This is a genomic window from Acidovorax sp. sif0632 (assembly GCF_019218805.1).
In the GTDB taxonomy this organism is placed as follows: domain Bacteria; phylum Pseudomonadota; class Gammaproteobacteria; order Burkholderiales; family Burkholderiaceae_C; genus Acidovorax; species Acidovorax facilis.
Genome location: NZ_JAHUWW010000002.1, coordinates 219,492 through 240,458, shown reverse-complemented (window position 1 = coordinate 240,458; position 20,967 = coordinate 219,492). Strand labels below are relative to the sequence as shown.

At 64.7% G+C, this 20,967-nt stretch carries 21 protein-coding genes; 19 read left to right on the top strand and 2 right to left on the bottom strand.

The window, feature by feature from the left end:
• The first annotated feature begins 65 nt into the window (after positions 1 to 65).
• The 12 genes from KW832_RS06150 to tolA all read left to right on the top strand — a co-directional run bounded on the left by KW832_RS06150 (position 66) and on the right by tolA (position 9,421).
• On the top strand, positions 66 to 248 hold the full coding sequence (locus KW832_RS06150) for a hypothetical protein (RefSeq protein WP_218299237.1): 183 nt from the start codon (positions 66 to 68) through the stop codon (positions 246 to 248).
• Positions 249 to 379: 131 nt separating this feature from the next.
• Positions 380 to 1,018, top strand: coding sequence for a DUF938 domain-containing protein (locus tag KW832_RS06145; RefSeq protein WP_218299236.1), 639 nt, complete (start codon positions 380 to 382; stop codon positions 1,016 to 1,018).
• A 13-nt stretch (positions 1,019 to 1,031) separates the two neighbouring features.
• Positions 1,032 to 1,328 carry a 2Fe-2S iron-sulfur cluster binding domain-containing protein gene (locus KW832_RS06140; RefSeq protein WP_218299235.1) on the top strand — a complete coding sequence of 99 codons (297 nt, stop codon included), beginning with the start codon at positions 1,032 to 1,034 and terminating at the stop codon, positions 1,326 to 1,328.
• A 215-nt stretch (positions 1,329 to 1,543) separates the two neighbouring features.
• A complete protein-coding gene (locus KW832_RS06135) occupies positions 1,544 to 3,229 on the top strand; it encodes a DUF2235 domain-containing protein (RefSeq protein WP_218299234.1) in 1,686 nt (561 codons plus the stop codon).
• A gap of 175 nt (positions 3,230 to 3,404) precedes the next feature.
• On the top strand, positions 3,405 to 4,526 hold the full coding sequence (gene ribBA, locus KW832_RS06130; protein WP_218299233.1) for a bifunctional 3,4-dihydroxy-2-butanone-4-phosphate synthase/GTP cyclohydrolase II: 1,122 nt from the start codon (positions 3,405 to 3,407) through the stop codon (positions 4,524 to 4,526).
• Between the two features lie 5 nt (positions 4,527 to 4,531).
• On the top strand, positions 4,532 to 4,996 hold the full coding sequence (ribH, locus tag KW832_RS06125; RefSeq protein ID WP_218299232.1) for a 6,7-dimethyl-8-ribityllumazine synthase: 465 nt from the start codon (positions 4,532 to 4,534) through the stop codon (positions 4,994 to 4,996).
• On the top strand, positions 4,993 to 5,550 hold the full coding sequence (nusB, locus tag KW832_RS06120) for a transcription antitermination factor NusB (RefSeq protein WP_121419470.1): 558 nt from the start codon (positions 4,993 to 4,995) through the stop codon (positions 5,548 to 5,550). Before ribH ends, nusB begins: the two co-directional genes overlap by 4 nt.
• Before the next feature lie 108 nt (positions 5,551 to 5,658).
• A complete protein-coding gene (locus tag KW832_RS06115; RefSeq protein WP_121419469.1) occupies positions 5,659 to 6,843 on the top strand; it encodes a pyridoxal phosphate-dependent aminotransferase in 1,185 nt (394 codons plus the stop codon).
• 6 nt (positions 6,844 to 6,849) lie between these two features.
• Complete coding sequence (gene ybgC / locus KW832_RS06110) at positions 6,850 to 7,269, top strand: tol-pal system-associated acyl-CoA thioesterase (protein WP_121419468.1); 420 nt, start codon at positions 6,850 to 6,852, stop codon at positions 7,267 to 7,269.
• Entirely contained in the window at positions 7,266 to 7,979 is a 714-nt protein-coding gene (gene tolQ, locus KW832_RS06105) for a protein TolQ (RefSeq protein WP_055398908.1), read from the top strand. Before ybgC ends, tolQ begins: the two co-directional genes overlap by 4 nt.
• A 14-nt stretch (positions 7,980 to 7,993) precedes the next feature.
• The gene (locus KW832_RS06100; RefSeq protein ID WP_055398910.1) at positions 7,994 to 8,422 is read left to right on the top strand and encodes an ExbD/TolR family protein; all 429 of its coding nucleotides are present in this window, start codon (positions 7,994 to 7,996) and stop codon (positions 8,420 to 8,422) included.
• 30 nt (positions 8,423 to 8,452) lie between these two features.
• Positions 8,453 to 9,421, top strand: a complete 969-nt coding sequence (gene tolA, locus KW832_RS06095; protein ID WP_218299231.1) for a cell envelope integrity protein TolA — start codon at positions 8,453 to 8,455, stop codon at positions 9,419 to 9,421.
• 117 nt (positions 9,422 to 9,538) lie between these two features.
• On the opposite strand, the gene KW832_RS06090 is transcribed toward tolA, so the two are convergent.
• Positions 9,539 to 10,879, bottom strand: a complete 1,341-nt coding sequence (locus tag KW832_RS06090; protein ID WP_055402920.1) for an MFS transporter — start codon at positions 10,877 to 10,879, stop codon at positions 9,539 to 9,541.
• Positions 10,880 to 11,126: 247 nt separating this feature from the next.
• Between KW832_RS06090 and cyoA the strand changes: the two genes are divergently transcribed.
• The 7 genes from cyoA (at position 11,127) to KW832_RS06055 (ending at position 18,026) form a co-directional block, all read left to right on the top strand.
• Positions 11,127 to 12,182, top strand: a complete 1,056-nt coding sequence (cyoA, locus tag KW832_RS06085) for a ubiquinol oxidase subunit II (RefSeq protein WP_121419466.1) — start codon at positions 11,127 to 11,129, stop codon at positions 12,180 to 12,182.
• Positions 12,183 to 12,247: 65 nt separating this feature from the next.
• A complete protein-coding gene (cyoB, locus tag KW832_RS06080) occupies positions 12,248 to 14,251 on the top strand; it encodes a cytochrome o ubiquinol oxidase subunit I (RefSeq protein WP_055402916.1) in 2,004 nt (667 codons plus the stop codon).
• Complete coding sequence (gene cyoC / locus KW832_RS06075; RefSeq protein ID WP_055402914.1) at positions 14,244 to 14,879, top strand: cytochrome o ubiquinol oxidase subunit III; 636 nt, start codon at positions 14,244 to 14,246, stop codon at positions 14,877 to 14,879. The genes cyoB and cyoC overlap by 8 nt, the downstream gene beginning before the upstream one ends.
• 2 nt (positions 14,880 to 14,881) lie before the next feature.
• Positions 14,882 to 15,310: a cytochrome o ubiquinol oxidase subunit IV gene (cyoD, locus tag KW832_RS06070; RefSeq protein ID WP_218299230.1), complete on the top strand. Its 429-nt coding sequence runs from the start codon at positions 14,882 to 14,884 to the stop codon at positions 15,308 to 15,310.
• On the top strand, positions 15,310 to 16,149 hold the full coding sequence (locus KW832_RS06065; RefSeq protein ID WP_218299229.1) for an SURF1 family protein: 840 nt from the start codon (positions 15,310 to 15,312) through the stop codon (positions 16,147 to 16,149). The genes cyoD and KW832_RS06065 overlap by 1 nt, the downstream gene beginning before the upstream one ends.
• Entirely contained in the window at positions 16,130 to 17,458 is a 1,329-nt protein-coding gene (locus tag KW832_RS06060) for an ATP-binding protein (RefSeq protein ID WP_218299228.1), read from the top strand. Before KW832_RS06065 ends, KW832_RS06060 begins: the two co-directional genes overlap by 20 nt.
• 4 nt (positions 17,459 to 17,462) lie before the next feature.
• The gene (locus tag KW832_RS06055) at positions 17,463 to 18,026 is read left to right on the top strand and encodes a response regulator transcription factor (RefSeq protein ID WP_218299227.1); all 564 of its coding nucleotides are present in this window, start codon (positions 17,463 to 17,465) and stop codon (positions 18,024 to 18,026) included.
• Between the two features lie 163 nt (positions 18,027 to 18,189).
• On the opposite strand, the gene KW832_RS06050 is transcribed toward KW832_RS06055, so the two are convergent.
• Positions 18,190 to 20,808 carry an ankyrin repeat domain-containing protein gene (locus tag KW832_RS06050; protein ID WP_218299226.1) on the bottom strand — a complete coding sequence of 873 codons (2,619 nt, stop codon included), beginning with the start codon at positions 20,806 to 20,808 and terminating at the stop codon, positions 18,190 to 18,192.
• Between the last annotated feature and the right edge of the window lie 159 nt (positions 20,809 to 20,967).

Below are 20,967 nucleotides of genomic sequence, written 5' to 3'. Positions count from 1 at the left end.
TGTGGATAACCTTGGATAAGCCTTGTATGGACGCTTTAAGTGATTGATTTACAAGGAATATCCTTATGACGCTCAAAAAACAGGCAATTACAAAACCCGATCCGCCCCCGCTGTCAACGCCCTCAAACGGCCCCCAAAACCCCCGGTTATCCCTTCCCGGACTGGACAATCTTGTGGATAACTCTGAACAAGCCTTGTATGACAGTTTTAAGTCATTGATTTACAAGGAAACTTCTTATGCCGCTTAAAAAACAGGCAGCGCCGCCTGGACAAAGCATCTGAGGTACAGTCCCCGTCGGCTTCTTCGAAGCGCTCTTTATTTCATAGCTACTAGCGCCTACCAGATAAGCGCTAGAGGCTAAAAATATCAAAATACTCAGTGACCACCGCCCCCCTCCAGCACAGCCCCGCCGCCGAACGCAACCAGGGCCCCATCCTGGCGAAGCTGCTGGCCCTGTTGCCACCTACCGGCGCCGCGCTGGAGATTGCCAGCGGCACCGGCCAGCACGCCGCGCACTTTGCAACCGCCCTGCCCGGCTGGACCTGGCAGCCCACAGACCTGCACAACACCCACTTCGCATCGATCACCGCCTGGGCCGAGCAGGCCGGTGCCCGCAACGTGCGGGCGCCACAGCGGCTGGACGTGCTGCATGACCGCTGGCCCAGCGAAGGCCCGGCGTTCGGCGCCGCGTCGTTCGACCTGGTCTACTGCGCCAACATGCTGCACATCGCGCCCTGGGCCTGCTGCACGGGGCTGATGCAATGCGCCGCCCGCCACCTGACGCCGGGCGGCCACCTCGTCACCTACGGCCCGTATCTGGAAGATGGCGTGCCCACTGCGCCTGGCAACCTGTCTTTCGACGCCAGCCTGCGCGCACAAGACGGCGACTGGGGCATCCGCCGCATCGAAGACGTGGCCGCCGTCGCCGCCCAGGCCGACCTGCAACTGGCCGCACGGCATGCGATGCCCGCCAACAACCTGCTGCTGGTTTGGACACACGCCTCCCGCAACGCTTGAAGAAACGCACCCCATGACTACACCCACCGCAGCCCCCTTTTTCATCGCCAAGGTCGAGCCCGACGGCCAGCAATGTGACGCCTGGCCCGAGCAGCCCCTGCTGTTGTCGCTGGAGCAAGGCGGCATCGACTGGCCCAGCTCCTGCCGCAACGGCACCTGCCGCACCTGCCTCGGCATGCTGATCGAAGGCGAAGTGCGTTATGCCATCGAGTGGCCCGGCCTGTCCGCCGAAGAAAAGGCCGAGGGCTGCGTGCTGCCCTGCGTGGCCTACCCGGCAAGCGACGTGCGGTTGCAAGCGCAAAGCATCTGACGTTGGCGGAAGGGGCCTGCCCCCAGCCCCGGCTCGCCCCCCCGAATGGCGCTTTCCTGCTTGCCATGCCCGGCAGTAGTCACCCAGAATCTGCGGCACATACATTGAGGACTTACGCCAATCGGGATGCTGCAACCGGCTTTGCCGTGGGCGTGTCGCTTGCCTGAGCACTGTTTGCGTCAGTCATGATTGGTTGCAGAGCGAGGGGGGACTTCATGAACGCATTTGCCACACCGGCCGCAGTAGCCACGAATCCACCGCGCGCCGCTTACCGTCCCCCCACCCGCGAGGACATCCTGACCCAGTGCATCGCGGCGGACGCGCAATGGGCCGAAAAGCCCGGCCGCAACCTGGTGCTGCTGTTCGACGGCACCGGCAACATTCTGGGCAACCAGCAGGACACCAACGTGGTCAAACTGCTGCGCATGCTCGGCAAGGGCCACGACCCATCGGGCAAGGAGCCCACCCAGCTCGTTTACTACGACCCCGGCGTGGGCACCACCAACGAGTTCCCGGCGGACGGCATCGTGTCCGAGGCCAAGAACCAGCTGCGGCAACTGGCAGGTCTGGCACTGGGCAACGGCGTGTTCCCCAACATCGCAGAGGCCTACCGGTTCCTCGTCAATACCTACCAGCGGGGCGACCGGATCTACCTGTTCGGCTTCTCGCGCGGCGCATTCACGGCGCGGTCGGTGGCCGGGATGATCAACATGTACGGCCTGATTCACACCGAGGGGCTGCCGCTCATCGAAACGCTGGTGCGCACCTACTTTGCGCCGCGCGGCCACAAAAACCAGGCTGGCACCAAAGACCGGGAGAAATTTGCGGAGGACGTGATCAACAACTTCTCGCTGGGCCGCACGCCGCTGGTGCACTTCGTGGGCGTGTGGGACACGGTGGAGGCCATCGGCCTGGGCGGACTGGGCAGCATCAAGATCAGCAACTCCACCGACTTCGACTGCAAGCGCTTTGCCCACGTGCGCCATGCCATGTCGCTGTATGAATCGCGCAGCAAGTACACGCCCCGCCGCTACGAAGACCCGCACTTCACCGCCGAGGAGCAGCCCTGGCGCAGCTACGACCAGCGCTGGTTCCGCGGCGTGCACAGCGACGTGGGCGGCTCGTACGCGCGCGACGGGCTGTCCAACATCACGCTGGCCTGGATGGTGGACGAAGCCGCTGCCCACGGCTTGCGGGTGGACAAGAGCCGGCTGCAGCCCGGCGACCCGCTCACCGCCATGCACGACCAGGCGTATGACTGCCCCTACTGGGTCTGGACCGGCCTGAACGCCCGTGGCCGTGAGACCAGCGACTTCATCGACCCCACGGCCCGCCCGGTGGGCGGCGCCGTGCCCGCCAGCACCGTGCCGCGCACGCAACCCTGGCGCTGGATGGGCATAGCGCTGGCAGCCGCCACAGCCGTGCTATACGCCATCACCACCCTCGCTGGCTACCGCGCCTGCGACCTGGATACCGCGCCGTTGTGGCTGCAGATCCTGCCCACGGGCTTTCAGCTGTCGGCCCACTGGCATGCCAGCTGGGAGGTGATGTGCAACGCCGAGGGCGTGCGCCGCGTCATCGCCTTGGATTGGGCCCTGCTCGCCTGCTACACCCTGTGGCTGGCCTACCCGGTGGCGTGGGCCGTGCGGCGGTTGGTCGCGCGGGCCGTGCCGCAGGGCCGGGCCCTGGGTGGCCTTTGGCGCCATGCACACTGGGCGATGGGCACGCTCGTGGTGTCGGACCTCGTGGAAAACTTTGCCACGCTGCACATGCACCTCGCCCACTGGCCCACAGTGCTGACGGTGGCCAGCGGCGTCAAGATGCTGTCCCTGATGCTGCTGGTCGGCTTGATCGTGGCCGGCGCGCTGGCCGGGCATGACGGCGGCCGCTCGACTGCGTGATCCGCCTTGGCCGCGCCCCAAGTGAACTAAAATCCCGACTTTCGGGGCGCAGAGCGCTCCCGCACCGTGCGGCCAGCCCCGCACTGCCCGCTCTTTGGAATCGACCCGCCCGGGTCGTGGCCGGACAGCGTGCGGTGCGCGCCACCCGCGCGGCCCACCGAAAGCCCGCCCTTCCATGACCTCCCCCCTCACCCCCGTGCCGATCTCCCCCGTCGAGGACATCGTGGCCGAGATGCGCGCCGGGCGCATCGTCATCCTGGTGGATGAAGAAGACCGCGAAAACGAAGGCGACCTCGTCCTGGCCGCCGACCACGTGACGCCCGAGGCCATCAACTTCATGGCCCGCTTCGGCCGGGGCCTGATCTGCCTGACATTGAGCCGTGAGCGCTGCGAGTTCCTCAAGCTGCCACCCATGGCCGCGCGCAATGGCACGGTGTACAGCACGGCGTTCACCGTCTCCATCGAGGCGGCCGAGGGTGTGACCACCGGCATCTCGGCGGCCGACCGTGCCCGCACCGTGCAGGTGGCGGTGGACCGCAACTCCAAGCCCACCGACCTGGTCCAACCCGGCCACATCTTCCCGCTGCAGGCGGTGGACGGCGGCGTGCTCATGCGCGCAGGCCATACCGAAGCCGGTTGCGACCTGGCCGCCATGGCAGGCTGCAGCCCCGCATCGGTGATCTGCGAGATCATGAAGGACGACGGCACCATGGCCCGCCTGCCCGACCTGCAGCTGTTTGCGGCCGAGCACGGCCTCAAGATCGGCACCATTGCCGACCTCATCGAATACCGCAGCCGCAACGAGTCGCTGGTCGAAAAGGTCGGCACGCGCACGCTGCAGACGGCCTACGGCGAATTTACCGCCCACGCCTTCCGCGACAAACCCAGCCAGGCCGTGCACCTGGCGCTGGTCAAGGGCCAGTGGAGCACCGACGACGTGGTACCTGTGCGCGTGCACGAGCCCCTGTCGGTGTTCGACGCGCTCGAAGTCAACCGCTCCATGCACTCGTGGGGCCTCGATACCAGCCTGCAATACCTCGTCAAGCAAGGCAAGGGCGTGGCGGTGCTGCTCAACTGCGGTGAAAGCGCCGCCCAGCTGCTGGCCCAGTTTGAAGGCACCGCCCGCGCGGCGCAGGCCCCCGAACGCGGCCGCATGGACCTGCGCACCTATGGCGTGGGCGCGCAGATCCTGCGCGAATGTGGCGTACACAAGATGGCTCTGATGGGCCAGCCCCGCCGCATGCCCAGCATGGCCGGCTACGGCCTCGAAATCACCGGCTTCATCCCCAAGGAATAAAGAACATGTTTGGCGCAGACAAAGGAACAGCGGACAAGCTGGACGGCAAGAAATTGCACATCGGCATCGTGCAGGCCCGCTTCAACGAGAGCATCACCAACACGCTGGCGGCCGCCTGCCGCACCGAGTTGCTCGCGCTGGGCGTGCAAGAGAAAAACATCAAGCACGTGCTGGTGCCCGGCGCACTGGAGGTGCCCGTGGCCTTGCAGGCCATGGCCGAAAGCGATGAATTCGACGCGCTGATCGCGCTGGGCTGCATCATCCGTGGCGAGACCTACCACTTCGAACTGGTGGCCAACGAATCCGGCGCGGGCGTCACGCGCCTGTCGCTGGACTACCAGATCCCGATTGCCAACGCCATCATCACCACCGAAAACGTCGAGCAGGCCATCGCCCGCCAGACCGAAAAAGGCACCGATGCCGCCCGCGTTGCGGTGGAAATGGCCAACCTGCTGGACGAGCTGTCATGAGCGAAAACACCCCCACGCCGTCCTCGGCACGCCCGCCCAAGCAGGCCCGCACCGGGCTCAAGAGCACGGGCACGCGCAAGGCAGCCTCCAAGTCCAACCGCAGCCGCGCGCGCGAATTCGCGCTGCAGGCGCTATACCAGCACCTGGTGGGCGGGAACGATGCACACGCCATCGACGCGTTCACCCGCGACCTGGCGGGCTTTCACAAGGCCGATTCGGTGCACTACGACGCACTGCTGCACGGCTGCATCAACACCGCCGCCGACCTGGACGCGCTGATCACCCCGCTGCTGGACCGCAAGATGGCCGAGATCTCGCCCATCGAGCATGCAGTGATGTGGATCGGCGTGTACGAGTTTCAGCACTGCCTGGACGTGCCATGGCGTGTGGTGCTCAACGAGTGCATTGAGCTTGCCAAAGAGTTTGGCGGCACCGACGGCCACAAGTACGTGAACGCCGTGCTCAACGGCCTGGCCCCCAAGCTGCGTGCGCTGGAAGTGGCGGCCGACAAGGCCCCGGGCGCAATGCCTGGCGCGCCCGCCGACGAAGCCTGAGCGCCCCCCGCCGAAAGGCTCCCGCGCGTGCAACCCACTGCCACGCACGGGGCCTTCTTTCTTGAGTTTCCGAGCAACACCCGACCCGCACGGGCAGGACACCTTCCCATGAAGTTTTCCACGCGCGCTGAGCGCATCGAACCGTTCTATGTGATGGAGGTCGCCAAGGCCGCGCAGGCCCTGGCCCGCGAGGTGGCGGGCACGCGCGAGCCGATGATCTTCCTGAACATCGGCGAGCCGGACTTCACCGCGCCGCCCCTGGTGCAAGAGGCCGCCGCGCGCGCCGTGCACAGCGGCGCTACGCAGTACACCAACGCGCTGGGGCTGGATGCGCTGCGCGAGCGCATCAGCGGCTGGTATCAGAGCCGCTTTGGCGTCAATGTGCCTGCACGCCGCATCGTGGTCACGGCCGGTGCTTCGGCCGCGCTGCAGCTGGCGTGCCTGGCGCTGATCGAGTCGGGCGACGAGATCCTGATGCCCGACCCCAGCTACCCCTGCAACCGCCACTTCGTGAGCGCCGCCGAGGGCAAGGCCGTGCTGCTGCCCACCACGGCCGCAGAACGCTACCAGCTGAGCGCCGACAAGGTGCGTGCGGCCTGGACGGACAAGACGCGGGGTGTGCTGCTCGCATCGCCGTCCAACCCCACCGGCACTTCCATCGCGCCCGGTGAGCTGCGCCGAATCCACGAAGTGGTCCGCGCGCATGACGGCATCACGATGATCGACGAGATCTACCTGGGCCTGTCGTACGAGGAAGAGTTTGGCCACACCGCACTGGCCATCGACGACAACATCATCAGCATCAACAGCTTCAGCAAATACTTCAACATGACCGGCTGGCGCCTGGGCTGGATGGTAGTGCCCGAAGCCATGGTGCCGGTGGTCGAGCGCCTGGCGCAGAACCTGTTCATCTGCGCCAGCACCGTGTCGCAACACGCGGCGCTGGCCTGCTTCGAGGCAGAGAGCATTGCTGAATACGAACGCCGCCGCGCCGAGTTCAAGGCCCGGCGCGACTTCTTTATCCCCGCCCTGCAGTCCATGGGCCTTTCGGTGCCGGTGATGCCCGACGGTGCCTTCTACGCCTGGGCGGACTGCACGCAGGCCGCCGAGCGCCTGGGTGTCAGCGGCAGCTGGGACTTTGCTTTTGAGCTGATGCGCCGTGCGCACATCGCCGTGACGCCAGGGCGTGACTTCGGCACGGCCGAGCCAGAACGGTTTGTGCGCTTTTCCACCGCCAACTCCATGGCGCAACTCCAAGAGTCTGTGGCGCGGCTGCGCAGCGTGCTGGGGTAACGCGCGATGGCATTCGAGTTCCCCATCCGCGTGTATTGGGAGGACACCGATGCCGGCGGCATCGTGTTCTATGCCAACTACCTCAAGTTCTTCGAGCGCGCTCGCACCGAATGGCTGCGGTCGCTGGGCGTGGGTCAGCAGCGATTGCGGGAACAAACCGGGGGCATGTTTGTCGTAACCGATGCCCAGCTTCGCTACCACCGGCCTGCACGGCTGGACGATGAACTGATTGTTACCGCCGCCCTGCAGGCCTCGGGCCGCGCATCGTTGACAATAGTGCAGCGCGCGCTCCTGAAACCAGAGCAGATGACCGAACAAGCCCCTTTGTTGCTAAGCGAAGGCACCATCCGCATCGGATGGGTTGATGCTGCCACCATGCGCCCCGCAAGAATTCCGAACACCCTGCTGGAACAACTCTCACCATGAACTCCCAAGACATGTCCATCATCACCCTGGTGCTGCACGCCAGCTGGGTGGTGCAACTCGTGATGCTGCTGCTGCTGGGCGTCTCCGTCGCCAGTTGGGCAGCCATCTTCCGCAAGCTGTTTTCGCTCAAGCGCGTGAAAGCGCTCAATGAGGATTTCGAGCGCGAGTTCTGGTCGGGCACCAGCCTGAACGACCTGTACGCCAGTGCCGCACAAAACGCCAAGCAGGCCGGTCCCATGGAACGTATTTTTGCCAGTGGCATGCGTGAATACCAGAAGCTGCGTGAGCGCCGCATCGTGGACCCCGGCACCCTGCTCGACGGCGCACGCCGCGCCATGCGCGCGAGCTTCCAGCGCGAGATGGATGTTGTGGAGTCGAGCTTGTCATTTCTGGCGTCGGTCGGCTCCGTGTCGCCGTACGTAGGCCTGTTTGGCACCGTGTGGGGCATCATGCATGCGTTCACCGGCTTTGCGGGCATGGAGCAGGTCACGCTGGCCACCGTGGCGCCTGGCATTGCCGAAGCGCTGGTGGCCACCGCCATTGGCCTGTTTGCCGCCATCCCCGCTGTGATCGCCTACAACCGCTTTGCCCGCGACATCGACCGCGTGGCCACGCACCAGGAGACCTTCATCGAAGAGTTCTCCAACATCCTGCAGCGCAATCTGGGCGCCCAGCCCGCACCCGCAGGCCATACGGCCTCGGGCCACTGAGCACGGAGGCCCACATGCCCGCCATGGCATCCCGCGGTCGAGGCCGCCGCACCATCAACGAGATCAACATGGTCCCGTTCATCGACGTCATGCTGGTGCTGCTCATCATCTTTATGGTGACGGCGCCCATGCTGACGCCGGGCGTTGTTGATGTGCCCAGCGTGGGCAAAGGCAAGAACATGCCCAAGGTGGTGGCCCAGGTCATCGTCAACAAGGACGGCACGCTGCAGTTCAAGACGCCCGAAGCCACACGCAGTCTGAACCAGCGCGAGATCGGCGACGCAGCCAGCCGCTGGCAGAAGGCCCAGGGTGCTGACAGCGCCAGTGCCGTGGTCATCAGCGCCGACAAGGGCGTGCAGTACGAAAACGTGGTGAAGGCCATGGATGCCTTGCAAAAGGCGGGCGTGCAACGCGTGGGTCTTTCCGTCAAACAGGGTGGTTGAACCGAACGCACGCCCGCCGCTCTGAAGCCCATGCACGCCCACAACGACCGCGACCAGTTTTCCCCGCCCCGCCCCCCGGCACGCTTGCGCGCCATTTCACTGGCGGTGCTTGTGCATGTCGTGCTCATCGGTGCGCTCACCTGGGGCGTGAACTGGAAGAACAGCGCCGACCAGCCTGCGGTGGAGGCCGAACTGTGGGCTGCGGTGCCCCAGCAGGCCGCACCACGCGCCGTGGAGCCCCCGCCGCCACCACCCGCTCCCCCGGAAGTGCGTCCGCCCGCTCCGCCACCACCACCGCCCCCCCGCGCCGTGGAGCCGCCCGACACGCGCGAGGCGGACATCGCCATCGAACGCGAAAAAAAACGCCTGGAGCAGGAGAAGAAGGCGCGCGAGCAGCAGCTGGAACGTGAAAAGCGCGAACGTGAGCGCAAGGAAGACGAACGCCGCGACCGCCTGGAGCTGGAAAAGAAGGAACGCCTGCAAAAGGAAAAGGAAAAAGAAAAGGAACAGCGCGAAAAGCAGCTGGCTGAGCAGAAGAAGGCCGAGCAGGACAAGCAAAAGAAGCTGGCCGAAGACAAGCGCAAGGAGGACGAAGCCGCCAAGCGCAAGGCCGACGCGGAGGCCAAACAGCTGGCAGAACAGCGGGAAGCCAACCTGCGCCGCCTCCAGGGCCTGGCGGGGGCCACGGGCGGCGAGAACGCCACAGGCACAGCCCAGCGCAGCGCTGGTCCGTCGGGCAGCTATGGCGGCAAGGTTGCAGCCAAGGTCAAGCCCAACATCGTGTACCCCGACGCGATCTCAGGCAACCCGCGCGCCGAGGTGGAAGTCCGCCTTTCGCCCGATGGCACCATCGTGGGCAAACGCCTGGTGCAGTCCAGCGGCAACAAGGCCTGGGATGACGCAGTGCTCCGTGCCCTGGACAAGACCGAGACCCTGCCGCGCGATGTGGATGGCCGCGTGCCGCCTTCACTGACCATTGGCTTCAGGCCACAGGACTGAGCCTCCACAAAAAAAAGCGCCCGGTAGTACCGGGCGCTCTTTTTAGAGCATTTTTAGCCTCTAGCGCTTTGTAGACAAGCGCAAACAGCTATACAAACAATAGCAAATCTCTGCTTCTTACCGGTCCCGGCGCTCCATGCGCCGATTCAGGTTCAGCGCGCCCAGCGTGCAGGCTACGCCCGACAGCAAATACACCGTGACCGCCAGCAGCCCGAACTGGGCCGACAGGTACAGGGCCACCAGCGGTGCAAACGCGGCGCCAATGATCCAGGCAAGGTCTGCCGAGAGAGCGGCGCCCGTGTAGCGGTATTGGGGCGAAAAATTGGCCGTGACCGTGCCCGAAGCCTGGCCATACGACAAGCCCAGCAGCACAAAACCCAGCAGCAGGAACATGGTGCTGCCCACCTCGCCCGAGTTGAGCAGCACGGGGGCCATGAAGCTAAACACGCCGATCAACACCGCCATGCCGCCCAGCAGCTTGCGGCGGCCCAGGTGGTCCGACAGCCAGCCAGACACCATGATGGCCCCCGCTGCCAGAAAGGCGCCTACGATCTGCACGCCCAGAATCTGGGTCACCGGCTGGTCCGAATACAGCGTGATCCAAGACAGCGGGAACACCGTGACCAGGTGGAACAGCGCAAAGCTGGCCAGCGCGGCAAAAGCACCCAGTACCACATTGCTGCCTTCGTCACGTATCACACGGCTCACAGGCACGGGCTGCAGTTCACGCTCTTGCAGCAGCTCGGCGTACGACTGCCCCACCACCAGGCGCAGGCGGGCAAACAGGGCCACCACGTTCACGGCAAAGGCCACGAAGAAGGGATAACGCCAGCCCCAGGCCAGAAATTCCTGCACGCTGAGGCTGCTGTACAGATAGGCAAACAGACCCGCCGCCAGCACAAACCCGACAGGCGCGCCCAACTGCCCGATCATGGCAAACCAGCCCCGCCGTTCCTTGGGCGCCGACATGGCCAGCAGCGACGGCAGGCCGTCCCACGAACCGCCGAGCGCCAGACCCTGGCCAATGCGCAGGATCAGCAGCGCCACCACGGCAGTCAGGCCCGCGTCCTTGTAGCCCGGCAAGAACGCCATCCCCACCGTGCACACGCCCAGAAGGAACAGTGCAATGGTCAGCTTGGTGCCCCGGCCCCAGCGCCGCTGGATGGCCATGGAAATGGCCGTGCCCACCGGGCGCACGACAAAAGCGACCGCCAGCAGCGCAAACGCCATCAGCGTGCCATCCAGGCGCGAGAGGAATGGAAAGAGGAATGACGGGAAGACGAGAACGCAGGCGATCCCGAAAACGAAGAAGTCGAAATACTCGGACGAGCGTCCGATGATCACGCCCACAGCAATTTCGCTGGGGGTCACGTCTTCATGCGTATCAGCCCGCGAGAGAGAGGCGGGGCTTTCTTCAAAGCCGGCCGCAGGGTAAGTGGCAGAGGCGGGGCTGCTCATGAACAGGGCTCCTTGTCGTTGTTTGGATAAGACATTCTGGTTCTACACGCAAGTTTGATCTGGGACAAGTGCGGTTTCACTATGCCGTGTGCAGGACAACACCGCAGGGGCCGGAAATGCACCAAAGTGGGGCGCATTACTTTGACCTTGGACAAAATGTCCAATGTACAAAAAAGCTAGGGCTATTACATTCGACGGCACTTCGTTATCCGCGTTTACCCTTAAACGCCTTGGTTGCGCCTGTCACATGTCCAAACTACCTTTACCTCGCGTGCCTGTCTGGCTCGCCGCCATGGCCGCCCTGGGCAGCCTGGCTGGCTGCAGCAAGGCGGTCGTCCTCAACCCCGCCGGCGACATCGCGGCCCAGCAAGGCCACATGGTCATCCAGGCCACGCTGCTGATGCTGATCATCATCGTTCCGGTGATTGCCCTCACCCTGTGGTTTGCCTGGAAGTACCGCCAGAACAACACTGCCAACACCGAGGCCGACTACGACCCCGACTGGCACCACTCCACCACGCTGGAGCTGGTGATCTGGACCGTGCCGCTCTTGATCGTCATCGCCCTCGGCGCCCTGACCTGGATCGGCACCCACAAGCTCGACCCCTACCGCCCGCTGGACCGCATCTCGGCCAGCAAACCGCTGGACGCCCAATCCACCCCCATGGAAGTGCAGGTGGTGGCCATGGACTGGAAGTGGCTGTTCTTCTACCCTGAGCTGGGCATTGCCACCGTGAATGAACTGGCTGCGCCGGTGGACCGCCCCATCCTGTTCAAGCTCACGGCCACGTCCACGATGAACGCGTTTTACGTGCCCGACCTCGCCGGCATGATCTACGCGATGCCCGGCATGCAGACCGAGCTGAACGCCGTGATCAACCAACCGGGCGTGTACAAGGGCATGTCCTCGCACTACAGCGGCGCTGGCTTCTCGGGCATGACGTTCAAGTTCCATGGCCTGAGCGAGAGCGACTTCGCGCAGTGGGTGGCCAAGACCAAGTCCGAAGGCAAGCCACTTACACGCCAGGCCTACATGGACCTGGCCAAGCCCAGCGAGCGCGACCCCGTGCAGCGCTTTGCCAGCGTGGAAGAAGGCCTGTATGACAAGGTACTGAACCGCTGTGTCGAAGACGGCAAGATGTGCATGCACCACATGATGGCCATCGACGAGAACGGCGGTGACGCCTATGTGCGCGCCGTGGGCCTGAATCTGCCGCAGGACGTATGCACCTCGCAGAACGCCGCCCAGGTGGTGGCCAGCCTGGAAGCCCGCCACGCACCGCGCGCCAACTCCGCCCAATGACCCGCCCTTGATTTGCCATGTCAGCGCCCGTGCCAAGCGGGTGTTGGCATCTTCCAAAGACCTTTATGTCCTCCGCACCTGATACCGCATCCCATTGGGCCTTGGGCCGAATCACCTGGGATTCCATACCGATGGCGCACGAGCCCATCGTGCTCTGGACCTTTGTCGCCACCGTGCTGGGTGGCCTGGCCGTGATGGCCGCCATCACCAAATTCCGCCTGTGGGGCACGCTGTGGCGCGACTGGATCTGCAGCATCGACCACAAGCGCATCGGCATCATGTACATGATCCTCGGCCTCGTGATGCTGCTGCGCGGCTTTGCCGACGCCGTGATGATGCGCCTGCAGCAGGCCATGGCCTTTGGCGACAACATGGGCTACCTGCCGCCGCACCACTATGACCAGATCTTCACCGCCCACGGCGTGATCATGATCTTCTTCGTGGCGATGCCACTGGTCACGGGCCTCATGAACTACCTCGTGCCGCTGCAGATCGGCGCGCGCGACGTGTCGTTCCCGTTCCTCAACAACTTCAGCTTCTGGATGACCACGGCAGGCGCGATCCTGGTGATGGTGTCGCTGTTCCTGGGCGAGTTCTCCACATCCGGCTGGCTGGCACTGTCCAACCTGGGGGCGCAGGACCCCGGCGTGGGGCTCGACTACTACATCTGGGCCCTGCAGATTGCGGGGGTGGGCACCACGCTCTCGGGCATCAACCTGATCGTCACCATCATCAAGATGCGCGCACCCGGCATGAACCTGATGCGCATGCCCGTCTTCACCTGGACTGCCCTGTGCACCAACGCGCTGATCGTGGCCTCGTTCCCGGTGCTGACGGCAGCGCTCGTGCTGATGTCGCTGGACCGCTATGTCGGCACCAACTTCTTCACGAACGACCTGGGCGGCAACGCCATGCTGTACGTGAACCTGATCTGGATCTGGGGCCACCCCGAGGTCTACATCCTGATCCTGCCGTGCTTCGGCATCTTCTCTGAAGTGGTGGCCACGTTCTGCAAGAAGCGGCTGTTCGGCTACACCTCCATGGTCTACGCCACGGTGGTGATCACCATCCTGTCGTACCTGGTGTGGCTGCACCACTTCTTCACCATGGGCTCGGGTGCGAGCGTGAATACCTTCTTTGGCATCACCACGATGATCATCTCGATCCCCACAGGCGCGAAGATCTTCAACTGGCTGTTCACCATGTACAAGGGCCGCATCCGCTTCGAGCTGCCCATGATGTGGACCGTGGCCTTCATGGTGACCTTTGCCATTGGCGGCATGACCGGCGTGCTGCTGGCCGTGCCCCCGGCCGACTTCGTGCTGCACAACAGCCTGTTCCTGATCGCCCACTTCCACAACGTGATCATCGGTGGTGTGCTGTTCGGGCTGTTCGCCGGCATCAACTACTGGTATCCCAAGGCCTTTGGCTACAAGCTCGACCGCACCTGGGGCGTGCGCTCCTTCTGGCTGTGGGTGGTGGGCTTCTGGGTGGCGTTCGGCCCGCTGTATGTGCTGGGCCTGATGGGTGTCACGCGCCGTGCCAACCATTTTGAAGACCCGTCGCTGCAGATCTGGTTCGTGATCGCCGCCATCGGCGCCGCAATGATTGCTGCGGGCATCGCCTGCTTCCTGATCCAGATCGTGGTGAGCTACCTCAAGCGCGACCAGCTGCGCGACCACACGGGCGACCCGTGGGATGCGCGCACGCTCGAATGGGCCACCTCGTCGCCCCCGCCCGACTACAACTTTGCCTTCACCCCTGTCGTGCATGAAATCGATGCGTGGTGGGACATGAAGAAGCATGGGTACAAGCGCCCGCTCGGCGGCTTTGCGCCCATCCACATGCCTGCCAACACCGGCTCGGGCGCGGTCATCTCGGCCTTGTCGCTGGTCTTTGGCTTCGCGCTGATCTGGCACATGTGGCTGCTTGCGGGCGTTTCGTTCGCGGCGCTGCTGCTGGCTTCGATCATCCACACGTTCAACTACAAGCGTGACTTCTACATCCCGGCGTCCCAAGTCGCCGCCACCGAAGAAGCCCGCACACTCCAACTGGCACGCCATGTCTGAACTCCGCCTCAACGCTGGCGCCGCCGCAGGCGCCCTGGCCCCGCGCGACTACCACCTTGCGCACGAGCCCCATCCCGAAAACGGCACCGCACTGGGCTTCTGGCTCTACCTGATGAGCGACTGCCTCATCTTTGCCGCCCTGTTTGCCACCTATGGTGTGCTGGGCCGCAGCTATGCGGCTGGCCCCACGGGCGCGCAGCTGTTTGACCTGACGCTGGTGGCCATCAACACGGCCTTCCTGCTGCTGTCGTCCATCACCTTTGGCTTTGCCATGCTGCGCAAGCAGCAAAAGGATGTGAAAGGCACGCTGCTGTGGCTGGCCGTCACCGGCTTCTTCGGCCTGTGCTTCCTGGGCCTCGAACTCTATGAGTTTGCCCACCTGATCCACCAGGGTGCCACGCCCCAGCGCAGCGCCTTCCTGTCAGCCTTCTTCACGCTGGTGGGCACCCACGGCCTGCACGTGACCTTTGGTCTGATCTGGCTGGTGGTGCTGATGGTGCAGATCGGCAAACACGGCCTGATCCCTGCCAACACCCGCCGCCTGATGTGCCTGTCGATGTTCTGGCACTTTCTGGACGTGGTCTGGATTGGCGTCTTCACCTTTGTGTACCTGATGGGAGTGCTGTAACTATGAGCGCACAACACACAACACACGCACACGGCGCGCATGACCATGGCGGCCACGACCACCACGGCGACGCGGAACCGCACAGCAGCCTGCGCGACTACACGATCGGCTTCGTGCTCTCGGTCATCCTCACGGCCATTCCCTTCTGGCTCGTCATGGCCAAGGTCATCGCCGACCGCAACACCGCCGTGCTGGTGCTGGGCGGCTTCGCCGTGATCCAGATCCTGGTGCACATGGTGTATTTCCTGCACATGAACGGCAAGGTCGAAGGCGGCTGGACCATGCTGTCCACCATCTTCACGGTGGTGTTTGTGGCCATCGCCATTGCGGGCACGCTGTGGGTCATGTTCCACATGAACGCGAACATGATGCCCGAGCACCCCACCCCCACGCCCCCAACGCATGAGGCGCCGGGCCACTCGACGCCCTGATGCCGTCCCATCCCACAGCCCCGGCCCCCCAGGCCTGGCGGCTTCGCCAGGCGGTGCTCGCAGTGGTGGGCATCGCCTTGTTTTTGGGCTTTATCGCGCTGGGTACCTGGCAGGTGCAGCGCCGCGCATGGAAGCTCGCGTTGATCGAGCGCGTCGATCAACGCGTGCACGCTGCTCCTGTACCCCTGCCCTCCCGCCCAGAGTGGCCCCAGGTGAGTGCAGCCAGCCACGAATACCTGCCCGTCACCGCGCAGGGCCGGTGGCTGCCCGAGAAAACCGTGCTTACCCAGGCCCTGACCGAGCTGGGCTCGGGCTTCTGGGTGATGACGCCCTTGCAGCTGGATGATGGCGCGCAGGTGCTGGTGAACCGGGGTTTTGTGCCGCAGGAGCAGCGCGCCCAATGGCTGGCAAAGCCTATGCCCGCCTCCATCCCCCCTACTTCCACCACCGCGACTGTCCAGGGCCTGCTGCGCATGAGCGAGCCTGACGGTGGTTTTCTGCGCACCAATGCCCCGGCTGAGCAGCGCTGGTACTCGCGCGACATTACGGCCATCGGCCATTGGCTGCAGTTGCCCGAGACTGCCCCCTTCTTCATCGATGCGGGGTTTCCTCCCGCACCTGGCGCCGCTGCTCCCCCGGCAGCGGACACCAGTTGGCCGCGCGCTGGCATGACGGTGATCCGTTTCCACAACAGCCACCTGGTCTACGCACTGACCTGGTACGGTCTGGCCCTCATGGTTGCGGGTGCTGGCTGGTATGTGGCACGCTACGAGCGCCGCCTGCGCGGCTTTGCGCGCCCTGCCACCACCTTCGCCCCTGATGACACCTCTTCGTCCTGATACTGCGACCGCCGCGCCGCAGCGCAACGCACGCTCGGCCAATGCCGCCGCAGGCATCAAGAACCTGCAGCAGCTGATCGAGCTGCGCTGGATTGCCGTGGTCGGCCAGGTGTTCACCATCGAGATGGCGCACTACAGCCTGAACCTCACGCTGCCTGTGCGCGAGATGCTGCTGGTGGTGGGCTGCCTGGCGGTGTTCAACGTGGTGAGCCTGCTGCGGCTGCGCACCGGTGTGGTGGTGCGCAATGTGGAGCTTTTTCTGGCCCTGCTGATCGATGTGGCCGTGCTCACAGTGCAGCTGTACCTGAGCGGAGGCACCAGCAATCCGTTCGTCTTCCTGTACCTGCTGCAGATCACGCTGGGGGCCGTGCTGCTGCGCGGCGCCTACATCTGGTCCATCGTGATCATCACGCTGCTGTGTTTTGGCGTGCTGGCCACACACCATCTGCCCCTGGAGTTGCCGCAGGACCTGCACCAGGGCCTGTCGAGCCTTTACGTGATCGGGTTGCTGGTGTGCTTTGTGCTCAACGCCACGCTGGTGGTGGTCTTCATCACCCGCATCAACCTGAACCTGCGTGAACGCGATGCGCGCCTGGCCGCAGCACGCCGCCGTCGCGTGGAAGAAGAGCACATCGTGCGCATGGGCCTGCTGGCCTCAGGCGCGGCCCACGAGCTGGGCACGCCGCTGTCCACGCTGGCCGTGATCCTGGGGGACTGGCAGCACGACAAGCAGCTGGCGGCCTACCCAGCGCTGAAGGAAGACATCGACGAAATGCAGGCCCAGGTGCAGCGCTGCAAGAGCATCGTGAGCGGCATCCTGCTTTCGGCCGGAGAGACACGCGGCGAAGCCTCCATGCAGACCACCGTGCGCACTTTTGTGGATGCCCTGGCAGAAGAATGGCGCAGCACCCGGTCGATGCCGCAGTTCATCTACGACAACGACTTTGGCGCGGATACGCCCATGGTGTCTGACACCACGCTCCAGCAGATGGTTTTCAATGTGCTGGACAATGCACGCGACGCCTCGCCCGGCTGGGTGCGCCTGGCCGTCACCCGCAACGCCGATGCACTGCGCATCACGGTGACCGACGCAGGGCCGGGCTTTGCCCCCGACATGCTGGCCAAGCTGGGCACGCCCTACCAGTCCTCCAAAAACCGCCCGGGCGGTGGGCTGGGCCTGTACCTTGTGCTCAACGTGGCACGCACGCTGGGTGGCAGCGTGGCGGCACGCAACCGCCCCGAAGGGGGTGCCGAAGTAACCATCGAACTGCCACTGGCGGCGATCGCACTGCCTGAAGCCAAAGCCTGAAGCCATGAGCCCTACCGACGACGAAGAACGAGAACAAGCGCAACCACTGCTGCTCATCGTGGAAGACGACGAGGCCTTTGCCCGCACGCTCGCCCGTTCTTTCGAACGGCGCGGCTACCGCGTGCTGCAGGTTGCCAGCCTGCCCGAGGTCGAAACCCTGCTCGCACAACACACGCCCGGCTTTGCGGTGGTGGACCTCAAACTCAAGGGCGAAGCCTCAGGCTTGGCCTGCGTGCAAAAGCTGCATGCCGCCAGCGAAGACATGCTGATCGTGGTGCTCACCGGCTTTGCCAGCATCGCCACCGCCGTGGAGGCGGTGAAACTGGGCGCCTGCCACTACCTCGCCAAGCCGTCCAATACCGACGACATCGAGGCCGCGTTTGGCCTGAAGGCGGGCAACACCGAAGTGGAGCTGACCAACCGCTCCAGTTCCATCAAGACGCTGGAATGGGAGCGCATCAACGAGGTGCTGGCAGAAACCGGCTTCAATCTCTCCGAAGCGGCAAGGCGCCTGGGCATGCACCGCCGCACCCTGACCCGCAAGCTGGAAAAGAAACAGGTTCGTTAGGCGGGCTCCGGAACCAGGGCTCGATATTTCAAGAAGAATTGGCCGCTAGCGCTTAAAGGGCGTCATTGTTAGCTATATTTTTTATAGCAAAACCCTGTGAAGCGCCAATCAACTGCCTCGGCCCATCCATAGACACCCTTTGCGCCTGAGGCCTGGCCTCACATCAGCGCTGGCGCTGCACCAGCCAGTGCTCCGCCTCTTGCTGCTTTCCAAACCGCGCCCAATCCAGCGCATTCTTGCCATGCGGGTCTTTGCGCCAAAGGTCCACACCCCGCACCTCCAACCACTCCAGCGCCTGGATGCGCCCTTTGGCAGCAGCCAGCATCGCAGGCGTCTCGCCCCGGCTTGCGGGCGCGGGCTCGTCCAGGGGCTGCCCCTGTTCGGCCAGCCACTGCAAACAAGGCACACAACCACTTTGCGCGGCCATGTGTGCTGGGCCCCAGTCCCACCGGTTGCGGGCCGCCAGGCTGGCCCCGGCCTGCACCAGACGTTGGGCGGCAGCGAGGTGGCCGCCGTAGAAGGCGCGCAACAACGCAGTGTCGCCACGCTCGCTGTCTTTGTGTGTCTGGCGAAGGTCGGGCTGGGCACCAGCCTGCAACAGCAACTCGATGTGCTCCAGCTGCCCCCGGTGGGCCGCCAGCATGAGCACGGACGAGCCGCTGGGCGCGAGCAGATTGGGGTTGGCGCCCGCTGCCAGGGCTGCGCCCACGGCCTGGGCATCACCGGCGTCCTGCGCGTCGAGCAGCGCGTCATCCACTGGAGAATACGACGCAGATGGCTGTACGGCGGCGGCGACGGGCGCAGCGGATGGACCAGGCAGAGCCGGGCGCACCAGGCCGACAAGGGACGGCCCCCAGATCCACCAGGCCAGAGCAACTGCCAGCAGCAGCAATCCCCAGGCCGGGCGCGAATGCCCGGAGCGGGCAGGCCGCTGTGCGCCAGGGCTGAAATGGCCCCGACGGTGCGACCAGGCCCGCGCGATGGATTGGCCCAACGCAGTGGCAGCCCCTTCGCCACTGACGCCGGGGGTCAACCGAACCAGGGTGCCATCGCGCTCGCGCGCATAGACAGCGAAATAAGGGGTCTCGCTGGCGCCGCTGCCGGTGGAATACAGCAGCTTGTGCACCAGGCTCTGGCTGGCCTGTCCGGGCAGGGCGTCTGCCCGCGACCACAGCGCAGAGTAGCGGCGCACGGTGATGCCCTCATCCCGCACAGACAGAGTCCAGCGGCAGGTGGCAGCCTGCAGGACAAAGGCGACCAGCAGCCACCAGGCGCCGGTGGCCACAAAGAATGGTGGCAATGCGATGCCGCCAGAGCCGAAACGGCCGTTCACGAAGGCCTCCGCCACAAGACCCGCCAGCACCAGGCCTGCAGCCCAGCGCCAGCCGCGACGGCTGAATTCAAACTGCCACGCATGCGGGGTCTCCAGCAGCGTAACGGAAGCGGGCAGGAGCAAGGCGCCCTCACCATCCACGCCCGCTTCTCCTTCTCCGTGGGCCGGATCACCGGGCGCGATGGGGGTCACTTTCTTCCAGATAGCGCGCCGGTCAAAGCGATCGGCCTGTTCGTGGCCAAACGCCTGTGGGGCCGCCTGTACGGGCACGTCGTAGGTCAGCTCTACGTCCCCGCCCGGGGTGCGCAGCAACTCCAGCCGCCAGTCCACACGTTCACCAGAGCGCTGCGCGCCGTGCGGGGGCGCGTCGGGTGGCAGATCAAAACGGGCTGTCAGCCGCAGTCCGCCATCGGCCGTGGGCTGCACACGCGCGGTTTCAGAGAAAGACTCCACACAACGCTCCGGCGAACCGGAGCTCGATTCATCCACCCGGTACTGGGCCAGGCGCAGTTGCAGCTGCTGGCCCTGCTGGTAGGCGGCGGCACGCTCGGGCAGGAGCAGTGTCATCTCGACCGGGTGGCCCGCACGCGGGACTGTGGGCAGTGCGGTCAGCTCTGCGCCCGCGTAGCGCCAGGCCATGTGGGTATGGCGCACCGACACGGCCACCAGCCCCAGGCCGATCATCACGAAGAGGGAGATGAAGGCCTTGGCAAACCAGGGGGCGCTGGATTGGGTCCACAGCAAGGCCGCCATAGGGAACGCAATACCGCACCAGAAGATGGTGAAAAACCAGATGGCACCCACCGAAGTGCCGGAAGCGCCCTTCGCGAACAAGCTGGTGGGCGACGAGCCCGGCTGCAGGCCACCCCTGCCAGCTTCCGGCGATGCCCCACCGGCCCTGGCCAGACCCAGCAGGGTGTGCAGAAAGAACCAGGCCGCCACCAGCCCCACCAAGGTAAAAACCAGGGCAAACGGAATGCGGAAAATCTGCAGCGACCAGCGGATGGAGGGATCGATAAGCGACTGCGACGGATCGTGGGGATTGACCAGGACCGTGATGCCCTGCCCTCGTGCCTGCGCGCTCTGAAGACGCCCCGCCCACTGCCGTGGCCAGTCGTCGATGTTGTCGCTGTTGCCCCGCGCGTCCAGGCCGACGCGGGTGCCTTCGTAAGCCTTGCCCGCCACCTGATAGCGGTAGCGGGCCTGCACTTCGTAGGTGGCGCCATCGCTGCTGTGGTGCGTCTTGAGTTCAGCCGACAGGACTTCGGCCTGCACAGGCTGCCAGCCACGCACCTGCAGGGCAGTATCGAGCGTACGGGCGAGGGGCTTGAGCCCGGCGTGGTAGCCGCCCAACCCAAACCCCAGAGCGAAGACCGCGCTGATCAGCAGCGCCGCGAGGCGTGCCCCTACGCTGCTGGTCTTGTCGGCATTGTTTTTCTCTCCTGCCATGGATGTCCCCCCATTTCGTTTTGTTTTTATGGCTGGAGCATAGCGACGAAATAATGACATTTGCGTGACAAACACGCGTCAATTGCGTGACACACCGTGGCATGGCTTGGCGATTGCGTGGTTTGCAACAAACATCCAGCGCCAAAAAAAAGCGGCTCC